Consider the following 19,842-nt stretch of genomic DNA (forward strand, 5'->3'; position numbering starts at 1 on the left):
GGTAAAGTTATACAAATAGCCCCGATTATTTTATACACTTTAGTTTTAAGAAGTGAAATAACGTTTTTTTATGCTAATTTTGCGACGTATCTGGTAATTCTAAATCTATGTCTGGTAAGAGTCCCGTTGAAACTTCAATATTAGAGCAATTAACTGCGTTAGGTCATAAAAAAGTAGTCTTTTGTAATGACCCAGATTCCGGCTTAAAAGCTATTATTGCGGTGCACGACACCACACTTGGACCGGCGATAGGTGGAACAAGAATGTGGAATTACAGCTCAGAAGCAGAGGCGCTTGAAGATGTCTTGCGTTTATCTAGAGGAATGACTTACAAGGCTGCTATCACGGGAATAAACCTTGGCGGAGGTAAAGCGGTTATTATCGGAGATTCCCGTAAAGGGAAATCCGAAGCCATGATGCGCAGTTACGGACGTTTCATTAACAATCTTAATGGCGAATTCATTACCGCAGAGGATGTAGGTACCACCACCAAGGATATGGAGTATATCCGTATGGAAACCAAACATGTTACTGGCGTTCCTGAATCTATTGGTGGGGCAGGTGATCCATCACCTTATACTGCGAAAGGAGTTTACTTAGGCATTAAGGCTTGTGTGAAAGAAGTGTTTGGCACAGACATGCTTGCTGGTAAATCAGTTGTGGTGCAAGGTATCGGAAGTGTAGGTGAACATTTAGTTGAATTGCTGCGAAATGAAAATGTAGAAGTTTTTATCAGTGATATTGATGACGAGCGCCTGCAATACGTGGCCAGTAAATATAAAGCCAGACCAGTTGATGCGGACAAAATATTTTCTATCGATGCGGATATCTATGCACCATGTGCTTTAGGTGCCACGGTAAATGACAGAACAATTCCTAATATGAAGTTTTCTATTATCGCTGGTTCTGCAAACAATCCCTTAGCCGACGAGCAAAAACATGGACAGATGCTGATGGAAAAGAACATCCTTTTTGCACCTGATTACCTGATCAATGCAGGTGGTTTGATCAATTGTTATTCGGAATTAACCGGTTTTGGTAAGAAACGTACCATGCAGCTAACCGAAAACATATATGATGCAACAAGAAACGTTATCCAGTTGTCAAAGAAAGAAAATATCTCCACTATTATAGCTGCTAACCGGATTGCTGAACAAAGGATTGCGGATATAAAAAAAATTAAAACATCATATTAATAATTAATAAATAATCAGGTAAATTTACCACTCGTTCTTACATTCATGTTAAATAGAAGGCACTTAAGAATTAAAGCTTTGCAAAATATTTTTGCTTGGCAAATGACAGATAAAAAAGATCTGGAATCATCGAAAAAAGCTTTGATGAAAAGCATTGACGATGTATACGAAATGTATGCACGTATGCTTGCACTGCTTTCAGAGATCACTGAATACGTAGCTATCGACACTATTGAAAGGGCAAATAAGCACTTTCCTACTGAGGAGGATCTTAATCCGAATGAAAAGCTGCTTAACAACAAGTTTATCGTATTGTTAAAACAGAATCCTGCATTTCAGGCTGCTGTTAATAAATACCAGATTAACTGGCATGCCGATCCTGAATTCGTAAAAGAAATCTATAATAAGCTAAAAGCCACTCCGGAATACGCAGCTTATTTAGCGGCGGAAGACAACGAGGGACTGGAAGAATCCAAAGAAATCATTAAGTTCATTTTTAGAAAAATTATCCTTAAAAGTCAGAATGTAATACAGGCTTTTGAAGATAAATTCATCAACTGGTCGGTTGATAAAGAAGTGATGCAGGGTATGGTTGCCAAAACTATTAAAAACTTTACCTCAGAAGATCCTTTAGCAAACAAGTTAACGCCTATTAGTCCGGATTGGGCAGAGGACAGTAAATTTGTACAGGATTTATTTGTGCAAACATTAAAAAACAACAACAAATACCAGGAGTTAATTGCAGAGCGCACTAAAAACTGGGAATCTGAGCGTATTGCACTTATGGATACCATTTTAATGAAAATGGCGATATGTGAACTGTTGAATTTCCCATCTATACCGGTTAAAGTAACTATCAATGAATACCTTGATCTTTCAAAAGATTACAGTACTCCGAAAAGTAATTCTTTTATAAACGGTATATTGGATAAAATTTTAGGCGATTTAAAACGTACCGACAGCATTAAAAAGATTGGTAGGGGTTTAATAGAAGAATAAAACATGAAAAAATATTATTTTATTTTAGGCTTGGCAGGAGTGATTTTTACTTCATGCCAGCAGAATACAGCAAAAGAGACTGATCAATCGGCCTCTACAGAAATCACTTCGTCTGCAACGCCATCGGCAGATGCCCCTGTAATGGTTTTTGAAAAGGACAGTTATGATTTCGGTAAGATTAAACAAGGGGAGAGTATTCAGTATGCCTTTAAGTTTAAGAACACAGGAAAAACACCATTAATTATTAAAAACGCTACTGCTACTTGTGGTTGTACTGTTCCTGAACCACCTAAAGATCCTATTCTACCAGGTGCAGAAGGTACGATTAATGTGGTTTTTAACAGCGCTGGAAAGATTGGCGTTCAAGATAAGATCATTACCATTACTTCTAATGGCAATCCCGCAATAAATGAGGTTCATTTAATAGGGGAAATTACACAACCATAAATTAACATAAAATAAACAGAACAAATGATGACATCAGTAGTAATTTTACAAGCAGGAGGAACCGGTGGAATGTTAGGAACCCTAGTTCCTATGGTATTAATCATGGTCGTGTTTTACTTTTTCATGATCAGACCACAGGTTAAAAAAGCAAAAGACCATAAAAAATTAATCACTGAATTACAAAAAGGCGATAAAGTTGTGACTACAGCAGGTATTCATGGTAAAATTGTCGATATGAACGAAACTACTTTCCTTATTGAAGTTGAAGGTGGAACAAAAATCAGATTTGATAAGACAGCAATTTCATTAGATGCAACAAAAGCTGCTGCACCTAAGGCATAATACAAATAATAGAATTGAGCCGCGCCAGTAACTGGCGCGGCTTTTTTTGTTAAATTTGTTTACATTACATTATGCCGATCATCAAATTAACGAATATCGAAAGGAAACGTTTTCTTGCTTTAGTTGTCTGCCTGCTCTTAGCCATAGGGGGGTGGCTTTTTCTTGCCTTGAACAACAAATACATTTATACGGCAAAAACAGTACTGGTCTACACCAATTTTCCTCAGAAAAAGGCCTTTCATCCTTTACAATCCGATACTGTTGATCTGCAGGTGGAAGGGTCCGGCTGGCAATTACTCTTCTCCAGGTTAAGGATCAAACCTCAGTCTATTGCTATCAGTCTGGAAAAGCTAAACAACCGCAACTATATCCTTTTCTCCGAACAATTGTATAATGTAAACAATCAGTTAGAAACATCACAGAAAATTATATCGGTGCGGCCGGACACGCTCTATTTCGATTTTTCGCAACGATCAGTTAAAAAAGTGCCTGTGGAACTCGTTTCACATATTGAATTTACTAAACAGTATGGGATATCCTCCGTTATCGACATTAACCCCAGTCATGTCACCGTATCAGGCCCATTTAAGGAGCTGGAGAAAATCACATCCTGGAAAACTGATACACTCAAACTGACGAAAATTCAACATGCAGTGAAAACAAGGGTGGCGATGGCGCACAGTGACTTAAAAAATGTCAACATTTTTCCAGCCTCAGTAGAAGTAAGGATTCCGGTAGATGAATTTACTGAGAAAACCCTTGAGGTTCCATTAAAGGTTATAAATAACAAGTCTTACCACAATGTTAAACTCTATCCTAAAAAGGTAAAACTTACTTTTCTTGTGGCACTGTCAAGTTATAAACAGGTAAACGAAGATTTCATTGAAGCTGTGGTGGATTTAAATGAATGGAAACAGTTAAATCACCACCAGTTGATGGTTACGCTAACCCGTTTTCCGGAATACTGTAAGTTAATTAAGATTGAACCCTCAAAGGTTGATTTTATTATAGATAAATAAACATGTTAAAAATAGGAATAACCGGTGGCATAGGAAGTGGGAAAACTACGGTTTGCCGGGTTTTTGAAACACTGGGTATACCTGTGTTTTACGCAGATGATGTTGCCAAAGACATTATGGTAACAGATTCTTTGCTAATAGAAGGTGTAAAGAATGCTTTTGGTGAGGAGAGTTACCTGGAACATCAGGTATTAAATAGAGGGCATATTGCACAAATTGTATTTAATAACGACACTGAATTAGCCAAATTAAATGCACTAGTTCATCCCGCAGTATTCCGTGCTTTTGATCAATGGGTTGCTGAAGTTCCGGCACACACACCTTATATTTTAAAAGAAGCGGCCCTGTTGTTTGAAAGTGATTCCTATAAAATGTGCGATAAAACCATCGTCGTGATAGCACCGCTTTCCTTAAAAAAGAAACGCGTGATGTTACGCGATCAGGTTACGGAGGCCCAAGTGCAAGCACGTATAGACAAACAGTTCAGTGACGAACAGAAAATTAAAATGGCCGATTTTTTAATTCATAACGAGGAATCATCTTCCATCATTCTACAGGTGCTTACCTTGCATGAACGGTTTATAAAATAGAATACATGATATTAGATGATTTTATAGTACAGACAAAAAAAGGTTTGTATTGTGTGTATGGCGATTTCTATTTAGACCCCAAAGAACCCGTTAAAGAAGCTGTTATTTCTCATGCCCATGGCGATCATGCTTATCCGGGAAATACTAATGTGTACTGTACCGCATCAACTTCCTTGTTTATGAAACATCGTTACAGGGAAAATGCTGCCAATCAGTTTTTTATTAAAGGCTATCAGGAAAATTTCAGGATTAATGACGTGGACATTAATTTTATACCTGCGGGGCATATCCTTGGCTCTGCGCAGGTTTTAATAACTTATAAAGGCATCCGTTACCTGTACACCGGTGATTTCAAGCTGCAGCCCGACCCTACCTGTGAGCCCTTTATATTTGCTCAGGCGGATGTGCTGATCACCGAAACTACTTTTGCACACCCTGAAACGCAGCATCCCGATCCGGAAACAGAAATATTAAAGCTAAATACAACCAGCAACAACATTATGCTCGGCGCTTACGTGTTGGGGAAGAGCCAGCGTCTGATTGAGCTGATTAATCGCTATTGTGTTGAAAAAAGGATACTCGTGCACCACAGCCTGCTTCCTTTCCTACGGATATATGAACAACAAGGTATCGTAATGGGTACGTATCAACTTTTTGACAAACGCCTGCTTAAAAACAACAATAACATCATTTATGTTGTACCACCCATGGTCTACAACAGCAACATCAAAACATTTAACGTTGTAAAAGTATTTGCCAGTGGCTGGAAAGACTTACAGCGCAACAACCAGATTCAGCTTTATGTGTCTGATCACGCTGATTGGAACGATATCATTTACACCATTGACCAGGTAAAACCAACAGAGGTTTGGACCACACATGGAAGCGGTTCACATCTGATTTCACATTTTGGAAAAAGTTTGGTCGTGAAATTGCTTAATGGATGATAGAAGGAGTAGACTTTTATTTTAACGATGCCGGTTTAATGGTTTTTACCGCGCACTACCACCTGAAACGCGGGAAATGCTGCAAAAATAAATGCTTGCATTGCCCATGGAAATACGGACAAAGAGAAAAGGATAACCAGAAGAAGCGATAAGGTCGAACCCCATGCAAGTACAAGAAGATATAAATACTGTGAAATATGAAAATATTTTCCAGCAAGGTGCCCTGAAAATTACAACCATCCATCATTGGCTCAACAACCAGATGCGCGATAAATTGTCGCCATTTGATCTCACTGTGCAACAATATCATGTATTACGCATCTTGCAACGTGACTTTCCAAAGCCGGCTACCATTAACCTGATCAAAACAAGGATGCTCGATAAAATGAGTGATGCTTCCAGAATTGTAGAACGGTTAATTCAAAAGCACCTGGTGATTAAATCCAATAACTTAAACGACCGTCGTGCTACAGATATTAACCTTTCTCCAGCAGGACTTGAACTGCTTGCCGATATCGATAAATTGTCAATCGTCGAGCAGCTGCTCACCGACAAATTAACAGCAACTGAGGCAGAACAGCTAAACCTCCTGCTCGATAAAATCCGTGCTTAATGTCCGGTAACGAAGAAACCGAGTAACCCAATAGCCGTTCCAGTTAACACTGCAATCATCTTTTTCTTGTTGATTTTATGGTCTACACTAGACTCAAATAAGATGGTTGTTGAGATGTGCAGGAATATCCCGATAACAACGCCCATCATTTTATTGAAATAAGCTTCTACACCACCAATTGTTCCATTACTCAACCCTGTACTTACATAAAAACCCAGTGGGGCCATTACCGCGAAAACAGCGATGTAGAACAAGATGGTGGCCGGTTTAAAATGACTTTGCAATAGAATGCTGGCGAGGGCAAATGCTGCCGGAATATGGTGCAATGCTATACCAAAAATTAGCTCGTTATGCTGGTCTTTAGCCAAAGGCATACCTTCTACAAAGGCGTGTAAACACAAACTGATCATAATGCCATAAGGAAAAACATTATTGTGTTCGTGTTTATGGATATGCCCATGTTCTACCCCCTCAGAAAACTTTTCCAGGAATACCTGTAAAAGGAAACCAATCAAGATAAAAATTCCAATTTCATGGGCATCTGTTCCACTATACGCTTCAGGAATGAGGTAGAGTACGGTGATTGCAAAAAGATAGGCACCACTAAAAGAGAGGATAAGTTTTAATGATTCCGACTTGTCACTTTTTACCAGGAAGATCGCAGATCCGCCGAAAAAAGCACTAAAGAATAAAACAAGCAATTTCCAGATTTCCATTATAATTGTTGTTGTGTTTTTTTATAGAGTTTGGAAGTGAAAAATCCAATCATCGTACCTAAAATTGCCCCGCACATCACATCTACAGGATAATGTACACCCACATAGATCTGTGAAAAGCTGATGATAACGGCCCAAAAAATGCCGATGGGTAATATCGGTTTCCAGCGGCCATAAAAAACCATAATCAGGAAAACAGCGATCGCAAAATGATTGGTTGCATGTGCCGAAGGGAAGCTGTAACCACTACCACAGCCCACGCGATGGATAATATCCTCTGCGAGGCTTAAGTCGTTACATGGCCGTAACCTGCCCGCAAGTGGTTTAATTATTCGGGAGGCTGTCAGATCGCCAATTGCAAAAGTTAACAGGAGGAAACCGACAATATAAACACCTTGTTTTTTATACTCTCTTATACAGAAAATGATGATAAACAGGTATAATGGCGCCCAAAAATATCTGTTGCGCATTAAAGGCATCAACCAATCAAAAAAGTTGTTGGCCAATCCCCTGTGTATCGATAAAAACAGGTCCGTGTCAAATTCCAATAAACCGCCTATCATGTCTTTTTACAGATGAGAATTAGTCTGTCCGACTTATTTTCCTCGAAAGGATTCAAGGCATAATCACCAAAAGTCTCCACTAATTTTAAACCGCTTAAAGCAAACATTCTTTCGAAATCCTCCAATGTAAAGGCTTTTACGCGTTCTTCGAAAGCGTAGTCTTTCCCTTTATGTTCAAAATTGATATGCTTAATGATCTTGCCGTCAGACACGAATTTCTTAATCTGAAATTCTATCCCATCTACGGTTTTTATTTCCTGGTGGGTTAAGTTTCTTAGAATTTTCAGCGTATTGAAGTAATCAATAACAACCGTTCCGTCTTCTTTAATTGCTTTTCTGAATGATTTTAACGCGTCGACATGATCTTTTTCCGTTTCGAAGTAGCCAAAACTTGTAAACAGGTTTAAAGCAAGGTCAAAATAATTGATATAAAGTAATTTGCGCATATCATGCACAAAAAAGCGTAAGTGTTTTTGTTCAAACTGCTGTGCATATTTAATGCTCTGTTCCGAAAGATCGATCCCAGTTACATCATAACCTTTTTTGTTAAGGTAAATTGCATGACGGCCACGGCCACAAGCGATATCAAGGATTTTTGCATGGGCAGATGGTTTTAGGTATGCAGAAAGGTTGTCAATTAAAAATTCCGCTTCTTCATCATTGCGTTGACTGTAAAGTATGTGATAATAAGGCGAATTAAACCAATATTGAAACCATTTTCGCTGCATTGCGCTGTATATTTATATTTTAAACAAAAAGCAAAGATAGTATTTTGAATAGCATGCAAAGGGATTAATTATGATGGCCCTTAAATTTTTGCTATTTTTGGGCGATCTAAAACAACTCATTTTGACACTTATAAAATCTATTTCCGGAATCCGGGGAACCATCGGCGGAATCGCTGGAAACGGCTTAACGCCAATTGATATCGTAAAATTTACTGCCGCTTACGGCACCTGGGTACTCAACAAAACCAACATCAGGAAAATTGTTTTAGGGCGCGATGCCCGCATATCAGGGGAAATGGTTAATAACCTGGTAACCGGTACCTTGCAAGGACTTGGGATAGAGGTGATTGACCTTGGTCTTTCTACAACCCCAACGGTAGAAATTGCCGTGCCAATGGAAAAAGCTGGCGGTGGAATTATTTTAACAGCGAGCCACAACCCGAAGCAATGGAATGCGCTGAAATTATTAAACGATAAGGGCGAATTTATCAGTGATGTGGAAGGGAAAGAATTACTAGAACTTGCCGAAAGTTCAAGTTTCAATTTTGCAGAAGTAAACAATTTAGGTCGCGTAGTTTTAAACGATACCTACCTGCAGAAACATATCGAGGCAGTATTAGCCTTGCCACTAGTAGATGTTGATGCAATTAAAGCAGCCAACTTTAAAATTGTTATCGATTGTGTAAACTCTACAGGTGGAATTTTTGTCCCTGCGCTTTTAAAGGCTTTAGGAGTAGAAACAGTTTATGAATTGTATTGCACACCTGATGGTAACTTTCCCCACAATCCGGAGCCTTTGCCAGAAAATTTAACAGAAATTGCCAAAGTTGTACAGCAGAAGAATGCCGACCTGGGTATCGTTGTTGATCCTGATGTAGATCGTCTTGCTTTTGTATGTGAAGATGGAACTATGTTTGGTGAAGAGTATACGTTAGTAGCTGTTGCCGACTATGTTATTCAAAACACGCCAGGAAATACCGTTTCAAATTTATCTTCTACTCGTGCTTTAAGAGATGTGACGGAGAAAGCCGGCGCTGAATACAACGCTGCGGCAGTAGGAGAGGTGAATGTAGTAAATAAAATGAAAGAAACCAATGCCGTAATTGGCGGGGAGGGTAATGGTGGAATTATTTATCCGGAATCACATTATGGCAGAGATGCTCTAGTGGGAATTGGTTTGTTCTTAACACACCTGGCTAAATTCGGTAAATCGATCTCCTTATTGCGCAGCAGTTATCCAAATTATCATATCTCTAAAAATAAAATTACCCTCACACCTGAAATGGACATAGATGCGTTGCTATTAAAGGTGCAGGAAAAGTATAAAGCCCAGCCTCATAGCACCATTGACGGTTTGAAAATTGAATTTGAACACCAGTGGGTTCATTTACGACGTTCTAATACAGAGCCGATCATCAGAATCTATAGCGAAGCGGAAAATGAAAACATAGCAGAGGCTTTAGCAACTAAAATTATTACTGATATCAAAGAAATATTAAAATTGAACTAATGATGAACAGAATCTATTTAGATAATGCGGCCACTACTCCTCTTGATAAAGAGGTGCTTTCCGAGATGGTCAATGTAATGGATAACTATTATGGTAATCCATCCTCTATTCATGCCCAGGGGCGTGAAGTGAGAACATTGATTGAGAAAGCGCGTAAAACGGTAGCCGGTTTATTAAATGCTGTTCCTGCAGAGATATTCTTTACCTCAGGTGGTACTGAAGCTGATAATACCGCTATTAGGTGTGGTATTGCTGCTTTTGGATTAAAACATGCCATAACCTCCAAATTAGAACACCATGCGGTAGAACACACGTTAGATAGTTTGTTGAAAACTGGCGTGATTGACAAAATCAGTTATGTGAATACCGATACCAAGGGTAATATCGATTATGATCATCTTGAGCAACTGTTAAAAGAAAACGAACGTTCTTTTGTCTCATTGATGCATGCCAACAACGAACTGGGCACCCTTACGGACATTGTGCGTGTCGGGGAAATCTGTGAAACGTATGATGCCATTTATCATTGTGATACCGTACAGACCATGGGTCATTACAAACACGATGTGAGAGCACTTAAAGCACATTTTATCGTTTGTGCCGCGCATAAATTGCACGGGCCAAAAGGGGTGGGGTTCTTATATGTTAACCACAACATCAAAATCAGTCCGATGATTTTTGGTGGTGCGCAGGAAAGAAACATGCGTGGTGGAACAGAAAATATCTATGGTATTGTTGGCCTGGCCAAAGCTCTTGAAATGGCCTATGCATCCATGGAACAACACCAGAAACATATACAGGGTCTAAAAACTTATTTAAAGGAACAGCTGCTGGCAGAAATACCAGGTATAGCCTTTAATGGCGAGCATGACCCTGAGACCAGCTTATACACTGTGCTTAACGTATCTTTCCCAGAAATGGACATGGGCGATATGCTATTGTTTAACCTCGACATTAACGGAATTTCTGCTTCTGGTGGTAGTGCCTGTTCTTCGGGGTCAAATATTGGTTCACATGTGTTAACTGCCATTGGTGCAGATCCGGGCAGGCCATCTGTACGTTTTTCTTTCAGTAAATTGAATACGAAAGAAGAACTGGATTATGTGGTTCAGAAAGTAAAATATATTGTTGAGCAAAATGTAAATGTTTAGCATATTTAAATACTTATCAAAAAGCCTTGGCAAAACGCCAAGGCTTTTTTTATACCTTTAAACATGCCGCTACATTACCATCGGATTCAGCACGACGACGATCCAGCGCTTGCTCTTATCAGGGACTTGTATGAAAGTGCTTTTCCTGAGCATGAGCGTCGCGACTGGGCATCATTCCTAACGCTGATTAATGACCCACGCATGCATGTTGATGTGATTCTTGATGCGGAGCAAGCCCTTGGTTTTTTAATTTGGTGGAAGTTGAATGATTATTGCTTTATCGAGCACTTTGCAATTTCTGAACGGGTAAGAGGTGCAGGTTACGGCTCCGAAGTCATTAAACATTTCCTGAAAGAGTCTAAGGGTAAAGTTCTGCTGGAAGTAGAGCCTCCTGGAACGCCAGATGCCGACCGAAGAATTACCTTTTATGAAAGGTTAGGTTTTGTGATCGTTAATATCGATTACAGACAACCCTCATACGTTGAAAAAGGTCTTTCTTACCCCATGTATCTCCTTCAAAGTGGTGCAGAAAGTGAAACTGAAATAGCGAAGCTTATCCCCGTAATTCATTCAGCAGTATATTTTATATAAACAAAGCGCCGCTATAGATGTTATTATAGTAATCAATTGTATTTTTTTACTAAAAACTATCCTTATGATTACTCCAGAAAACCATAACGAAGAAAACCACAATCAGGAAAGCGAAGAAAATAGAAAAACTATCTATAAAGAAACGCAGGATGATAGAGAAGATGAAAAAGATGCGGGTGATTCTTCTTCTGTAGGTGATATAGGCCGCACAGATTTTGCTCGTAGAGCAGAGCGTAAACATAATCCTTTAGGATCCAGTCATGAACCGGGATCCTTATAAATAAAAAAAGCTTGCCGAGAGGCAAGCTTTTTTTATTTATAAGGATTAGTTCTTCATCATTTTTAGAAAAGTAGCTAGTTTTGATTTCATTGCTCTTCTATCAACTATGAAATCCAAAAACCCATGTTCTAAAACGAACTCGGAGGTTTGGAAACCTTTAGGTAGGTCTTTTTTTATGGTTTCTTTAATTACCCTTGGTCCTGCAAAACCAATCAATGCGCCTGGTTCAGCAATGTTTAAATCGCCCAGCATAGCGTAAGATGCGGTAACACCTCCTGTAGTAGGGTCAGTTAATAAAGAGACATATGGAACTCTAGCCTGGCTTAACAGGGCCAGTTTAGCCGATGTTTTAGCCATTTGCATTAAAGAAAATGCGGCTTCCATCATCCGGGCACCACCAGATTTAGAAATCATTAAAAATGGAACCTTATGTTTAATGCTGTAATCAATTGAACGGGCAATTTTCTCACCAACTACCGAACCCATAGAGCCACCAATAAAGTTAAAGTCCATACATGCAATCACAATATCTTCACCTTCAATTTTACCATGTGCCGAACGGATCGCATCCTTTAACCCCGTTTTCTGCATGCTGTCTACTAATCTTTCTTTATAAGGCTTGCTATCAACAAAATTTAATGGATCTGTCGATTTTAAGTCTGCAAAAAGTTCTGTGAACTGGTTGTCGTCAAATAATACCTGAAAATATTCTTTAGAACCTACCCTTAAATGATAATCACAATAGTGGCATACATATTTATTTTCAATAAGGTCTGCGCTATGTAAAGCCTTTTTACAATTAGGACATTTATTCCATAAACCGTCGGGCGCTTCCTTTTTTTCTTCTGTACGTGTACTAATACCTTTATTTTCTCTCTTAAACCAAGCCATGTTATTTGTTGAAAAATGCGATTACAAAGAAACAAAAAAAAATCTTAACCGTATGCGCTAGTTTCACGTTGATACTTTATTGCCATTTTACAGGTGCCTGTTCAAACAATTCGGCCATCGAGGATCCTGGGCCTGATAGTTTTGCTTGCTTTGTCGCAAGTTTACCTGGGTAAGGGTGTAGGTTATACCTTGCACTATTACCTTCATTATAGGGGTTTGATGCGAAGCACCTTTCTGTATGAAGCGTTCTCTTTGGTTAAACTGTTGTTATCACTAGTTAGACCTTAACCTAGTTTACAAGGTGTTTACTTCCTTTTTAGTGCATCTGTGGTTTGCGCCTGTGAAGTAAGGGTATGGACAATCGGCAGTAATATCAGTCCCGAAAATATAAGTTTCTTTCTCGTATATAGGTTAGATTAAAGGTTGTTTCACAGTGAACTACGTTTCCCTAATATAATACAAAAAGTGAAGCGAAAAGAAATCACCTGAGTAATAAAAATAGTGCTTAGCGGGTAAGTGTAACTTTGACACTAAAATAATACCGGCCCAAATTTGCCCAGACCTTAATTTTTTATAACTTCGGCATATACAAAATTTAAGAAAATGAGTTTAAAAGGCTACAAAGGCGTTATCTATGGAGATGCCGTTCAGGAATTGTTTGAGCAGGCTAAAAAACATCAGTTTGCACTACCTGCAGTAAACGTTACTGGTACCAACACTGTAAATGCGGTAATGGAAACTGCCAAGGCAGTAAATTCGCCGGTGATGATACAATTATCTAATGGTGGTGCACAGTTTTATGCTGGCAAAACCCTAAACAACGATAACCTTCAGGCCTGTGTTTTGGGCGCTGTATCTGCCGCCAAACACGTTCATTTATTAGCTGAACATTATGGCGTTGCTGTGGTATTACATACAGATCATGCTGCTAAGAAATTACTTCCATGGATTGATGGATTGTTAGATCATGGTGAGAAATTTTTCGCAGAAACTGGAAAACCTTTATTTTCATCACATATGCTCGATCTATCGGAGGAGCCAATTGAAGAAAATATGGAAATCTCTGCAAAATATTTAGCGCGTATGGCTAAAATGGGTATGACGATCGAAATTGAATTAGGTGTTACTGGTGGTGAAGAAGATGGTGTAGATAACAGTGACGTAGATAGTTCTAAATTATATACACAACCTTCAGAAGTTGCTTATGCATATGAGCAATTGAGTAAAGTAAGTGATAAATTTACTGTTGCTGCTGCTTTTGGAAACGTACATGGTGTTTACAAACCAGGTAATGTTAAATTACAGCCGGTAATTTTGAAAAACTCTCAGGAGTATATCAAAGAGAAATTTGGATTGACTGCTGAAAAACCTATCAACTTTGTTTTTCATGGTGGATCTGGTTCTTCGCAGGAAGAAATCAGAGAAGCAATTTCTTATGGGGCCATTAAAATGAACATTGATACCGATATGCAATGGGCTTTTTGGGAAGGTATTCATGATTACTATGTTGCTAATGAAGCTTACTTACAAGCACAGATTGGTAATCCAGATGGAGACGATAAACCAAATAAAAAATACTATGATCCACGTGTGTGGTTACGTAAAGGCGAAGAATCTTTTGTTAAACGCTTAACGCAAGCTTTCGAAGACCTGAACTGCAGAAACGCAAGTGATAAATTATAATCATTAAATATTGGGCGCCACAAGGTTTCTTGTGGCGCTTTTTTTTTGAAAAAAATGACAACAACCCTGGAAGTTAGAAAAGTAACCCATGCTGATGAGCTGGCTAAAGTATTTGCAATCCGGAAAATTGTTTTTGTTGAAGAACAAAGCTGTCCCCCGGAACTCGAATTTGAAAATGAAGAGGTTTCCACACATTTTCTAGCCTTGTTAGACAATGTGCCTTGTGGTGCGTGCCGTTGGCGTAAAACTGAGTATGGTTATAAACTGGAGCGGTTTGCGGTGCTTAAGGAATACCGTGGCCGGGGTGTGGGTATGGCTATGGTAGCCGCAGCGCTGGATGATCTGCCTCCAGATGCTGATTACATTTACCTCCATGCACAGCTCGATGCGATGTCTTTGTATGGCAAATTTGGGTTTAAACCTGTAGGGGAGCAATTTGAAGAGGCTGGTATCCAGCACTACAAAATGGTAAAGTCCGCTTTATAAAAACACCCTGCCAGAGAATGCGATGGCTTCCTGCCATTTTTCTTTATTCAGGTGTAAATCAATTCCTTGTTCCTCCAGGTAGTTGATCAAGTCTTCAGTTGCCAGATTACCGGTTAGGTTATCACTTGCCATAGGGCAACCACCATAACCCCTGAGGGCACTGTCGAAACGGCGGCATCCGCTTTCATAGGCTGCGGCTATCTTTTCGCGCCTTGTGGCCGGTGTACTGTGTAAATGAACCCCAATTTCCGTATCGGGGAAACGGCTGATCAATCCAGGTACAATCTCTCTAATCTTTTCTGGTGTCGAAACCCCAGTGGTATCGGCCAGGGATAATACCGTAACCCCACGTGCGATTAACTGCTCTGTACGCTGCACTACAATGTCAATATTCCATTCATCTCCGTAAGGATTTCCAAATCCCATAGACAGGTATACTACAGCTGTTTTTCCGCTGCGGCCACAATGTTCTAGCAGCTGGTCGATGGTTTGAAGCGACTGATCAATGCTCGAATTGGTATTACGCTGCTGGAAGGTCTCAGAGATCGAAAAAGGGAAACCCAGATAAGAAATCGCCTGGTGAACAATAGCTTCTTCTACGCCCCTTAAATTGGCTACAATGGCCAGCAATTTAGTCTTGGTGTTTAAATCGAGCAGTTCCAGCACCTCTCGAGTATCGCGTAACTGAGGAATGGCCCTGGCAGAAACAAAACTTCCAAAATCTAACGTATCAAAGCCTGTTTGTAAAAGTAGATTAAGGTAGGTTGCTTTAGTTTTGGTGTCAATAAATTGATAAATGCCTTGCATGGCATCTCGCGGGCATTCTACCAGTTTTATTTTGTTGTTCATCCGGGGAATGGTAATTATTTAGGTGTACTGGTTATAAGCTAATATTAAGCTTAACTCTTGTGAATTATGAGGTTTTCTTGATTCAAAATTTACGCTGTTTCGACTGCTATTTTAAATTTCTAGCGCTTATTTCATTTTTTAACTCATTCTCGTATTCTTTCTTTTTCTTTCCACTGTTAGTCAACAGGAACACAAAAAACAGCGGGAAAAAAGTAAAGAAAGTAAATCCATTTTTTACGGCACTATAGGTAAATACCCCAATAAGTAAACCTATAAGTGTAGCACTTATAATTTTGTTGGAATTCAGCTTCTTTTGTTCTTGAAGGAGTTCCTGGTCATCTAATTCTGATATTTTTTTTGGTTCCATTTTTTCTGTAGTATAATTAGTATAGGTTTTATTTTAGGTTTACACTAATATACATATTGGCAATTTATTATTTTAATATAATATTAATAGGTAGTGGTCGCTACTATCCAGAGTTTAACTGATAATTATGGAACCTTAATAGTCAGGTTGACTCTATCATTGGTATGTTAAAAAGTTACTTCGTCAATTTCCAATAGATCATCTCTTGATCTTCCCCACTTTTCTCGAAATTAAGAAAGGTTAATATTCTTTGTGAAGCTAAATTTTCCTTTGAACAACTCGCAGTGATGGTATTGATCCCGGGCTGCTTAAACGCCCACCTTATTAGCCCTAAAGCGGCTTCTTTTGCATATCCCTTTTGAGTTTCACTATTAATAATCCCATACCCAAGATCAATTTCGCCATGTTTATTAGGAAGTCCCTTAAATCCAATGTCTCCAATTAATGTATTTGTGCTTTTATTGAGAACCATCCAAGACTCAAATCCAGAAGGAGATTTTACTTTATTCAAATTATTTAAAATTCTTGGTATAGTATCCAATGAATCCAAATCTGGCCATCCGTAACCGGGTGTAATACCTAAATCTACAAGTGATGAAGTTGAACAAGACAATACTTCCTCGCAAATTTGTATAGTAAACGGCAGCAATTTTAATCTATCTGTTTCAATCTGAAGTGACATATTGAAATACCGTGTATATGTTGATTAATTTGTGTTGAAGCGCAATATTAAGCAATTTTTTCCGATCGACTATCTTAGCATATCTTGTCAGGATATTGAAGGAAAATTTTTTATAGAAAGGGAGTGAGTATTTTGATAGTTGTAAAAAATACAATTTACCTAAATCTATAAACACAGTAGATAACCAAATTAGTAAAGTTGATTCGATAAAGCCTTTGTCGCATGGTTCCTGATTAGGGCAAAGACACAGAAAATGCAATTTGATCTAAACTGCTATTTATCATTGCTTATTTGATTAAGCAAAAAAAGGTATCCGGTTTATCCGGATACCTTTTAAATGGTAGTTGTAATTGCTTATTTGTTCCTTCCTAAATCGACTACGATAGGCGTAGAGATACATAGAGAAGAGTAAGTACCGATTACACGGCCAATTAATAAGGCAAATATGAATCCTCTGATGCTGTCGCCGCCAAAGATGAAAATCACCAATAACACGAAGAATACAGTTAAAGAGGTTAGAATGGTACGACTTAATGTACTGTTCAACGCGAAGTTGATCAGACGATTACGATCTTCACCATGAATATCAGGTTTGTTTGATTCGGCCAATTTCTCACGAATACGGTCAAATACAACCACTGTTTCAGTCATGGTGTAAGACATTACCGTTAGAATTGCGGCGATAAAATCTTGTCCAATTTCTAAAGAGAAAGGAAGCACACCATCAAGGATCGTATAGAATGATAATACCAGCAACACATCATGGAACAAGGCGATTACCGCTCCTAAACCATAGTTTACTTTTTTAAACCTTACAATGATGTAGATAAACATCAGCAAACAAGAGAATAAGATGGCACCATAAGCACTGTACACTAAATCACTGGCAATAATGGGTCCTACTTTCTGGTTACTTTGTATTACATACTTCGTGTTTGTTTCAGCCAAACCTGCTTTTAAGGCATCTTCAACCAATTTATCAGCATTTGGAAGCTGGTCTGTGATATGGAAAGTAGTAGTGATTTTTAATTCAGTATCGTCACCAGCAGTTTTAACTTCAGGAGCCTCACCTTCAAAATGTGGCGCTAATTTAGCTTTCACATCTTCAGTGTCCATTGGTTTATCGAAGTGAACGATATACGAACGACCACCTTTAAAGTCGATACCTAGTTTCAATCCGTCGTGTTTAACGTACATGATTGCACCTAAAGTAATGATTACTGCAGAGATGATGTAATATACTTTTCTATGACCAACAAAGTCAAATGCGATATCTTTAAAGGCATGCAAGGTGTATTTGTTACCAAAAGTAATGGTTGCGCCTTTTTCTAATAAGCTGTCGAATACAAGTCTTGATATTAATACTGCACAGAATAGTGACGAAAGTATACCGATACATAAAGTAGTTGCAAAACCTTGAACCGGTCCGCTACCAAAAATGTAAAGAATAACCCCTAAAATCAATACCGTAACGTTGGAGTCAATGATAGAAGGCATGGCATGTTTGAAACCTTCTTTGATGGCAACTGCAGTACTTTTTCCTGCCACTAATTCCTCTCGTACCCTTTCAAAGATCAGGATGTTTGCATCAACCGACAAACCGATTACCAAAATGATACCTGCGATACCTGGCAAGGTTAATACCGCGCCAAGGGATACCAGGATACCCATGATAAAGAATAAGTTGATAACAAGTGCTAAGTTAGCTACCCAACCTGCTTTGTTGTAATACAAAGCCATGAAGATTAAAATAACTACGAAAGCTAACACGAATGATATTAAACCATTGTGGATGGCAGTTTCACCTAATGACGGACCAACAACAAACTCACCAACAATTTTAGCTGGTGCAGGTAGTTTACCTGCTTTTAAGATATTTGCTAAATCTTGTGTATCGTTTACTGTAAAGCTACCAGTGATGGATGAAATACCATTAGGAATTTCGTTCTGTACCGTTGGTGCAGAATAAACCATGTTGTCTAATACAATGGCAATTGCTTTTTTGTTATTTGGGTCTGAAGCAGCTTCAGCTGTAATTTTTTTCCATTTAGCTGCACCTTCACCTGTCATGTACATAGTTACTTCAGGGCGGCCTTGCTGATCGTAATCACTACGGGCATCGCTTATAGCATCACCACCTAAATCTGGTTTCCCATCAGGTGAGGTTACTTTAATGGCATATAATTCAAAAACTTTAGAACCTTCCATCGGTTTAACACCCCACATGAATTTGAATGTCTGTGGAATGATAGATGCGATTTCTGGTCTTGCGAAGTAAGCGTTTACTTTAGCGGTATCTTTTTGAGCTACCCAACCTACAACTGGTCCCGGACGTAAAGCTGGTTGTCCGTTTTGGCCTTGAAAAGTTGGGATATTTAATACGGAGAATAAAGGATTGCTTTTTGTAATTTCCTGTTGAGCGGCTAAAGAATCTTTACCGGCAGCAGGAGCTTTAGCTAAACCAGCTAATTTACTTTCCTCTTTAGTGGTATCTGCTGTTACAGCTGGTGCATCAGTATCTTTTAATGTTGATGCAAGTGTGGTATTGATGTTTTCTAATACAGGATACACCTCATCATTCTGGTATACTTGCCAGAATTGTAATTCTGCAGAACCCTGAAGTAACTTGTGAACCCTTTCCTTATCCTGAACACCTGGCATTTCAATTAAGATACGGTTTGTACCTTCTTGTTTCTGCATGTTCGGGCTCACTACACCAAAACCGTCAATACGGCTTCTAATAATAGTAAAGGAACGATCAATAGCGCTGTTTGCCTGAGCAGACAAATAAGTTTTTACCTGTGCGTTGGTAGCATCGGCTTTAAGGTCTTTAGCGTTGTCTTGATTAGCAAAGAAACTTGCGAGTTTTCCATTTGGATTTAATCTTTCATACTCATTAACAAACAAAGCGATGAAATCCTTGCCACCTTCGTTTAACTTCTTTTGTGCATTAGTGATTGCCTCATTAAATGTGGCATCATCAGGGTTGCCTGCTAAAGATTTAACCAGTTCGCCTAACGATATTTCCATCGTTACGTTCATGCCACCTTTAAGGTCTAAACCAAGATTGATTTCTTTCGATTTGCAAAATTGATAGTCAAAGCCAAAGATCGGATAAACCGGTTCAGTTGCCATGGAATCCAAATAAGCCTGCTCTTTTAGCGGGTCTCCTTTGGCATACGCTTTAGCGTT

23 protein-coding genes are annotated in these 19,842 nt (G+C 38.9%); 15 read left to right on the top strand and 8 right to left on the bottom strand.

All coding sequences use genetic code 11. The features are described from left to right. Window positions 1-107: 107 nt before the first annotated feature. From ACR2F3_RS03815 to ACR2F3_RS03855, 9 genes are all read left to right on the top strand, one after another. On the top strand, window positions 108-1,196 hold the full coding sequence (locus ACR2F3_RS03815) for a Glu/Leu/Phe/Val family dehydrogenase (protein ID WP_432708652.1): 1,089 nt from the start codon (window positions 108-110) through the stop codon (window positions 1,194-1,196). A gap of 102 nt (window positions 1,197-1,298) precedes the next feature. Continuing rightward, window positions 1,299-2,195: a transcription antitermination factor NusB gene (nusB, locus tag ACR2F3_RS03820; RefSeq protein ID WP_432708653.1), complete on the top strand. Its 897-nt coding sequence runs from the start codon at window positions 1,299-1,301 to the stop codon at window positions 2,193-2,195. A gap of 3 nt (window positions 2,196-2,198) precedes the next feature. Continuing rightward, complete coding sequence (locus tag ACR2F3_RS03825; protein ID WP_432708654.1) at window positions 2,199-2,642, top strand: DUF1573 domain-containing protein; 444 nt, start codon at window positions 2,199-2,201, stop codon at window positions 2,640-2,642. Between the two features lie 27 nt (window positions 2,643-2,669). Continuing rightward, window positions 2,670-2,984 carry a preprotein translocase subunit YajC gene (gene yajC, locus ACR2F3_RS03830; protein WP_432708673.1) on the top strand — a complete coding sequence of 105 codons (315 nt, stop codon included), beginning with the start codon at window positions 2,670-2,672 and terminating at the stop codon, window positions 2,982-2,984. A 71-nt stretch (window positions 2,985-3,055) separates the two neighbouring features. Next, on the top strand, window positions 3,056-4,003 hold the full coding sequence (locus tag ACR2F3_RS03835) for a CdaR family protein (RefSeq protein WP_432708655.1): 948 nt from the start codon (window positions 3,056-3,058) through the stop codon (window positions 4,001-4,003). A 2-nt stretch (window positions 4,004-4,005) separates the two neighbouring features. Further along, complete coding sequence (gene coaE, locus ACR2F3_RS03840) at window positions 4,006-4,593, top strand: dephospho-CoA kinase (protein WP_432708656.1); 588 nt, start codon at window positions 4,006-4,008, stop codon at window positions 4,591-4,593. A gap of 5 nt (window positions 4,594-4,598) precedes the next feature. After that, window positions 4,599-5,540 carry an exonuclease gene (locus ACR2F3_RS03845; RefSeq protein ID WP_432708657.1) on the top strand — a complete coding sequence of 314 codons (942 nt, stop codon included), beginning with the start codon at window positions 4,599-4,601 and terminating at the stop codon, window positions 5,538-5,540. Window positions 5,541-5,578: 38 nt separating this feature from the next. Continuing rightward, a complete protein-coding gene (locus ACR2F3_RS03850) occupies window positions 5,579-5,692 on the top strand; it encodes a DUF5522 domain-containing protein (protein ID WP_432708674.1) in 114 nt (37 codons plus the stop codon). Window positions 5,693-5,703: 11 nt separating this feature from the next. Continuing rightward, a complete protein-coding gene (locus ACR2F3_RS03855; RefSeq protein ID WP_432708658.1) occupies window positions 5,704-6,153 on the top strand; it encodes a MarR family winged helix-turn-helix transcriptional regulator in 450 nt (149 codons plus the stop codon). Here the strand turns inward: ACR2F3_RS03855 and ACR2F3_RS03860 are convergent. From ACR2F3_RS03860 to ACR2F3_RS03870, 3 genes are read right to left on the bottom strand one after another with little or no spacing between them, the layout of a single operon-like run. Next, window positions 6,150-6,869: a ZIP family metal transporter gene (locus ACR2F3_RS03860; RefSeq protein WP_432708659.1), complete on the bottom strand. Its 720-nt coding sequence runs from the start codon at window positions 6,867-6,869 to the stop codon at window positions 6,150-6,152. The two genes, ACR2F3_RS03855 and ACR2F3_RS03860, sit on opposite strands and share 4 nt — an antisense overlap. Further along, entirely contained in the window at window positions 6,869-7,432 is a 564-nt protein-coding gene (locus tag ACR2F3_RS03865; protein WP_432708660.1) for a phosphatase PAP2 family protein, read from the bottom strand. The genes ACR2F3_RS03860 and ACR2F3_RS03865 overlap by 1 nt, the downstream gene beginning before the upstream one ends. Continuing rightward, window positions 7,429-8,160 (bottom strand): class I SAM-dependent methyltransferase, encoded by a 732-nt coding sequence (locus ACR2F3_RS03870; RefSeq protein WP_432708661.1) that lies wholly within the window; start codon window positions 8,158-8,160, stop codon window positions 7,429-7,431. The genes ACR2F3_RS03865 and ACR2F3_RS03870 overlap by 4 nt, the downstream gene beginning before the upstream one ends. 121 nt (window positions 8,161-8,281) lie before the next feature. Between ACR2F3_RS03870 and glmM the strand changes: the two genes are divergently transcribed. The 4 genes from glmM to ACR2F3_RS03890 all read left to right on the top strand — a co-directional run bounded on the left by glmM (window position 8,282) and on the right by ACR2F3_RS03890 (window position 11,692). Beyond that, window positions 8,282-9,670, top strand: coding sequence for a phosphoglucosamine mutase (gene glmM / locus ACR2F3_RS03875; protein WP_432708662.1), 1,389 nt, complete (start codon window positions 8,282-8,284; stop codon window positions 9,668-9,670). A gap of 2 nt (window positions 9,671-9,672) precedes the next feature. After that, window positions 9,673-10,821, top strand: a complete 1,149-nt coding sequence (locus ACR2F3_RS03880; protein WP_432708675.1) for a cysteine desulfurase family protein — start codon at window positions 9,673-9,675, stop codon at window positions 10,819-10,821. 63 nt (window positions 10,822-10,884) lie between these two features. Then, window positions 10,885-11,412, top strand: coding sequence for a GNAT family N-acetyltransferase (locus ACR2F3_RS03885; protein ID WP_432708663.1), 528 nt, complete (start codon window positions 10,885-10,887; stop codon window positions 11,410-11,412). 64 nt (window positions 11,413-11,476) lie between these two features. Then, window positions 11,477-11,692 (top strand): hypothetical protein, encoded by a 216-nt coding sequence (locus ACR2F3_RS03890; RefSeq protein WP_432708664.1) that lies wholly within the window; start codon window positions 11,477-11,479, stop codon window positions 11,690-11,692. 45 nt (window positions 11,693-11,737) lie between these two features. On the opposite strand, the gene accD is transcribed toward ACR2F3_RS03890, so the two are convergent. Then, window positions 11,738-12,583 carry an acetyl-CoA carboxylase, carboxyltransferase subunit beta gene (gene accD, locus ACR2F3_RS03895; RefSeq protein WP_432708665.1) on the bottom strand — a complete coding sequence of 282 codons (846 nt, stop codon included), beginning with the start codon at window positions 12,581-12,583 and terminating at the stop codon, window positions 11,738-11,740. A 603-nt stretch (window positions 12,584-13,186) separates the two neighbouring features. On the opposite strand from accD, the gene fbaA reads away from it, so the two are divergent. Then, window positions 13,187-14,266, top strand: a complete 1,080-nt coding sequence (fbaA, locus tag ACR2F3_RS03900) for a class II fructose-bisphosphate aldolase (RefSeq protein WP_432708666.1) — start codon at window positions 13,187-13,189, stop codon at window positions 14,264-14,266. 54 nt (window positions 14,267-14,320) lie between these two features. After that, complete coding sequence (locus ACR2F3_RS03905; protein ID WP_432708667.1) at window positions 14,321-14,752, top strand: GNAT family N-acetyltransferase; 432 nt, start codon at window positions 14,321-14,323, stop codon at window positions 14,750-14,752. On the opposite strand, the gene ACR2F3_RS03910 is transcribed toward ACR2F3_RS03905, so the two are convergent. From ACR2F3_RS03910 to secDF, 4 genes are all read right to left on the bottom strand, one after another. Then, window positions 14,747-15,601, bottom strand: a complete 855-nt coding sequence (locus ACR2F3_RS03910; protein ID WP_432708668.1) for a hydroxymethylglutaryl-CoA lyase — start codon at window positions 15,599-15,601, stop codon at window positions 14,747-14,749. The two genes, ACR2F3_RS03905 and ACR2F3_RS03910, sit on opposite strands and share 6 nt — an antisense overlap. Before the next feature lie 106 nt (window positions 15,602-15,707). Continuing rightward, window positions 15,708-15,968, bottom strand: coding sequence for a hypothetical protein (locus ACR2F3_RS03915; protein WP_432708669.1), 261 nt, complete (start codon window positions 15,966-15,968; stop codon window positions 15,708-15,710). Window positions 15,969-16,143: 175 nt separating this feature from the next. Further along, window positions 16,144-16,650, bottom strand: a complete 507-nt coding sequence (locus tag ACR2F3_RS03920; RefSeq protein ID WP_432708670.1) for a GNAT family N-acetyltransferase — start codon at window positions 16,648-16,650, stop codon at window positions 16,144-16,146. A 354-nt stretch (window positions 16,651-17,004) separates the two neighbouring features. Then, window positions 17,005-19,842: protein translocase subunit SecDF (gene secDF, locus ACR2F3_RS03925; RefSeq protein ID WP_432708671.1), on the bottom strand; the 2,838-nt coding region annotated here is incomplete at its 5' end.

This window comes from Pedobacter sp., assembly GCF_045627485.1.
Taxonomy (GTDB): Bacteria; Bacteroidota; Bacteroidia; order Sphingobacteriales; family Sphingobacteriaceae; genus Pedobacter.

Coding starts and splice junctions, on each gene's coding strand:
- ACR2F3_RS03815 (WP_432708652.1), top strand. CDS start 108: ATGTCTGGTAAGAGTCCCGTTGAAACTTCAATATTAGAGCAATTAACT.
- yajC (WP_432708673.1), top strand. CDS start 2,670: ATGACATCAGTAGTAATTTTACAAGCAGGAGGAACCGGTGGAATGTTA.
- fbaA (WP_432708666.1), top strand. CDS start 13,187: ATGAGTTTAAAAGGCTACAAAGGCGTTATCTATGGAGATGCCGTTCAG.
- ACR2F3_RS03890 (WP_432708664.1), top strand. CDS start 11,477: ATGATTACTCCAGAAAACCATAACGAAGAAAACCACAATCAGGAAAGC.
- ACR2F3_RS03855 (WP_432708658.1), top strand. CDS start 5,704: ATGCAAGTACAAGAAGATATAAATACTGTGAAATATGAAAATATTTTC.
- nusB (WP_432708653.1), top strand. CDS start 1,299: ATGACAGATAAAAAAGATCTGGAATCATCGAAAAAAGCTTTGATGAAA.
- ACR2F3_RS03850 (WP_432708674.1), top strand. CDS start 5,579: ATGGTTTTTACCGCGCACTACCACCTGAAACGCGGGAAATGCTGCAAA.
- ACR2F3_RS03885 (WP_432708663.1), top strand. CDS start 10,885: ATGCCGCTACATTACCATCGGATTCAGCACGACGACGATCCAGCGCTT.
- ACR2F3_RS03910 (WP_432708668.1), bottom strand. CDS start 15,601: ATGAACAACAAAATAAAACTGGTAGAATGCCCGCGAGATGCCATGCAA.
- ACR2F3_RS03845 (WP_432708657.1), top strand. CDS start 4,599: ATGATATTAGATGATTTTATAGTACAGACAAAAAAAGGTTTGTATTGT.
- ACR2F3_RS03835 (WP_432708655.1), top strand. CDS start 3,056: ATGCCGATCATCAAATTAACGAATATCGAAAGGAAACGTTTTCTTGCT.
- ACR2F3_RS03825 (WP_432708654.1), top strand. CDS start 2,199: ATGAAAAAATATTATTTTATTTTAGGCTTGGCAGGAGTGATTTTTACT.
- coaE (WP_432708656.1), top strand. CDS start 4,006: ATGTTAAAAATAGGAATAACCGGTGGCATAGGAAGTGGGAAAACTACG.
- ACR2F3_RS03860 (WP_432708659.1), bottom strand. CDS start 6,869: ATGGAAATCTGGAAATTGCTTGTTTTATTCTTTAGTGCTTTTTTCGGC.
- ACR2F3_RS03905 (WP_432708667.1), top strand. CDS start 14,321: ATGACAACAACCCTGGAAGTTAGAAAAGTAACCCATGCTGATGAGCTG.
- ACR2F3_RS03915 (WP_432708669.1), bottom strand. CDS start 15,968: ATGGAACCAAAAAAAATATCAGAATTAGATGACCAGGAACTCCTTCAA.
- ACR2F3_RS03920 (WP_432708670.1), bottom strand. CDS start 16,650: ATGTCACTTCAGATTGAAACAGATAGATTAAAATTGCTGCCGTTTACT.
- ACR2F3_RS03865 (WP_432708660.1), bottom strand. CDS start 7,432: ATGATAGGCGGTTTATTGGAATTTGACACGGACCTGTTTTTATCGATA.
- ACR2F3_RS03880 (WP_432708675.1), top strand. CDS start 9,673: ATGAACAGAATCTATTTAGATAATGCGGCCACTACTCCTCTTGATAAA.
- accD (WP_432708665.1), bottom strand. CDS start 12,583: ATGGCTTGGTTTAAGAGAGAAAATAAAGGTATTAGTACACGTACAGAA.
- ACR2F3_RS03870 (WP_432708661.1), bottom strand. CDS start 8,160: ATGCAGCGAAAATGGTTTCAATATTGGTTTAATTCGCCTTATTATCAC.